Here is a 2897-nt window from a genome sequence, read left to right as displayed (position 1 = left end):
GGAGTCGGGATAACGTTCTTATATTTGCACCCGCTTAGCTGATGAGGCAGGGCGTTTTCGAGAGGGGGATTGGTCGAGTGGCCGATTTTTTTTTCGGGAAAAACAAGAAGAAGTTCATATACATATTGTAACGACAGCGTAAAGAGAATAAGAACCATTTTGATGCGGGGGCCCGGATATTTCCGGGTGTCGGACAGACATTCAAGGAAATACAATGAAGAGTTTGATCCTGGCTCAGGATGAACGCTAGCGGCAGGCCTAACACATGCAAGTCGAGGGGTAGAGGGTGCTTGCACCCTTGAGACCGGCGCACGGGTGCGGAACGCGTATGGAACCTGCCCCTGTCAGGGGAATAGCCCAGGGAAACTTGGATTAATGCCCCATGGTATCGGGACATCGCATGATGACCTGATTAAAGATTTATCGGACAGGGATGGCCATGCGTACCATTAGCTAGTTGGTAAGGTAACGGCTTACCAAGGCAACGATGGTTAGGGGCCCTGAGAGGGGGATCCCCCACACTGGTACTGAGACACGGACCAGACTCCTACGGGAGGCAGCAGTGAGGAATATTGGACAATGGTCGGAAGACTGATCCAGCCATGCCGCGTGCAGGATGACGGCCCTATGGGTTGTAAACTGCTTTTATACGGGAAGAAACCCACCTACGTGTAGGTGGCTGACGGTACCGTAAGAATAAGGACCGGCTAACTCCGTGCCAGCAGCCGCGGTAATACGGAGGGTCCGAGCGTTATCCGGAATCATTGGGTTTAAAGGGTCCGTAGGCGGGCCTGTAAGTCAGGGGTGAAAGTTTGTGGCTCAACCATAAAATTGCCTTTGATACTGCAGGTCTTGAGTCATGGTGGGGTTGCCGGAACATGTGGTGTAGCGGTGAAATGCATAGATATCACATAGAACACCGATCGCGAAGGCAGGTGACCAACCATGTACTGACGCTGATGGACGAAAGCGTGGGTAGCGAACGGGATTAGATACCCCGGTAGTCCACGCCGTAAACGATGGATACTAGCTGTGGGGCATTCGTGCTCCGTGGCCAAGCGAAAGTGATAAGTATCCCACCTGGGGAGTACGTTCGCAAGAATGAAACTCAAAGGAATTGACGGGGGCCCGCACAAGCGGTGGAGCATGTGGTTTAATTCGATGATACGCGAGGAACCTTACCAGGGCTTAAATGCAGGCTGCATGGGGTGGAGACATCCCTTTCTTCGGACTGCCTGCAAGGTGCTGCATGGTTGTCGTCAGCTCGTGCCGTGAGGTGTCAGGTTAAGTCCTATAACGAGCGCAACCCCTGCCGTTAGTTGCCAGCATGTAAAGATGGGGACTCTAACGGGACTGCCGGTGCAAACCGTGAGGAAGGTGGGGACGACGTCAAATCATCACGGCCCTTACGTCCTGGGCCACACACGTGCTACAATGGCCGGTACAGAGGGAAGCCACCCCGCAAGGGGGCGCGGATCTATAAAACCGGTCACAGTTCGGATCGGGGTCTGCAACTCGACCCCGTGAAGCTGGAATCGCTAGTAATCGGATATCAGCCATGATCCGGTGAATACGTTCCCGGGCCTTGTACACACCGCCCGTCAAGCCATGGAAGCCGGGAGTGCCTGAAGTCCGTCACCGCAAGGAGCGGCCTAGGGCAAAATCGGTAACTAGGGCTAAGTCGTAACAAGGTAGCCGTACCGGAAGGTGCGGCTGGAACACCTCCTTTCTAGAGAAAGAGACGCCCGGAGGTTGTTCGGGCCCCGCACGAGGTGGTCCTTTACCTTTATGCTGTCGTTCACAATATGTTTTTTTGATATACTGGCGAATTTTTAGGCCAAGACAGTCTCATAGCTCAGCTGGTTAGAGCGCTACACTGATAATGTAGAGGTCGGCAGTTCGAGTCTGCCTGAGACTACGAAAGCGGCGAGGCCGCAGGTTATGGGTGAAAAGTTAAAAGTTCACGAGTAACATAGGTTCATTGAGTATTGAATAAGGAAATTCTAGGTGTTGGGTTACCGTTATGTAGTACTGTTAACTGATAACTGTTAACTGACCACTGATAATGGGGAATTAGCTCAGCTGGCTAGAGCGCCTGCCTTGCACGCAGGAGGTCAAGGGTTCGACTCCCTTATTCTCCACGGAGTTTTAGCTGATGGCCATAGGCTTTCAGCTGTAAGCTAAAAGTTCATTGACATATTGGGACGGAGCGTGATGGTTTTACCATCATGGCGAAGTCAAAAGAAGAAACACGAAGTAGAATAGAATATATAAGGATTACGAGAGGGCATCCGTACTTGGTACGGGTGCGACAAGCAAAAGAAGGGCGTATGGGGGATGCCTAGGCTCTCAGAGGCGACGAAGGACGCGATAAGCTGCGAAAATCCACGGGGAGCTGCACATGAGCTTTGATCCGTGGGTGTCCGAATGGGGCAACCCGGCAGGTTGAAGGCCTGTCACACCGCAAGGTGGGCGAACCCGCTGAACTGAAACATCTAAGTAGGCGGAGGAAGAGAAAACAAGAGTGATTCCGAGAGTAGTGGCGAGCGAAATCGGAACAGCCCAAACCAACGTTGTCTCGGCAATGTTGGGGTTGTAGGACCACGATGTTCTTTGCGCGACGAACTGGAACCCTTTGGAAAGAGGGGCCGTAGACGGTGATAGCCCGGTACAGGCAAGGAGCGTTAAAGATAGTGGTATCCTGAGTAGCGCGGGGCACGTGAAACCCTGTGTGAATCCGGCGGGACCATCCGCCAAGGCTAAATACTCCTGGGAGACCGATAGTGTACCAGTACCGTGAGGGAAAGGTGAAAAGAACCGTGAACAACGGAGTGAAAAAGACCCTGAAACCATACGCCTACAAGCGGTCGGAGCCGGTTTACCGGTGACGGCGTGCC

General features: G+C 52.9%; 2 tRNA genes and 2 rRNA genes (1 of these 4 cut by a window edge). All 4 read left to right on the top strand.

The window, feature by feature from the left end:
* Positions 1–211: 211 nt before the first annotated feature.
* Positions 212–1729: ribosomal RNA gene (locus D2U88_RS07030) — 16S ribosomal RNA — on the top strand.
* 115 nt (positions 1730–1844) lie between these two features.
* A tRNA-Ile gene (locus tag D2U88_RS07025) sits at positions 1845–1918 on the top strand.
* A 149-nt stretch (positions 1919–2067) separates the two neighbouring features.
* Positions 2068–2141: transfer RNA gene (locus D2U88_RS07020), tRNA-Ala, on the top strand.
* A gap of 167 nt (positions 2142–2308) precedes the next feature.
* A 23S ribosomal RNA gene (locus D2U88_RS07015) occupies positions 2309–2897 on the top strand (it continues 2227 nt past the right edge of the window).
* Together the 16S and 23S rRNA genes with 2 tRNA genes alongside form the textbook arrangement of a ribosomal RNA operon.

The organism is Flagellimonas aequoris (assembly GCF_003584165.1).
Taxonomy (GTDB): Bacteria; Bacteroidota; Bacteroidia; order Flavobacteriales; family Flavobacteriaceae; genus Flagellimonas; species Flagellimonas aequoris.
This window is presented reverse-complemented; position numbering and strand designations above follow the sequence as displayed.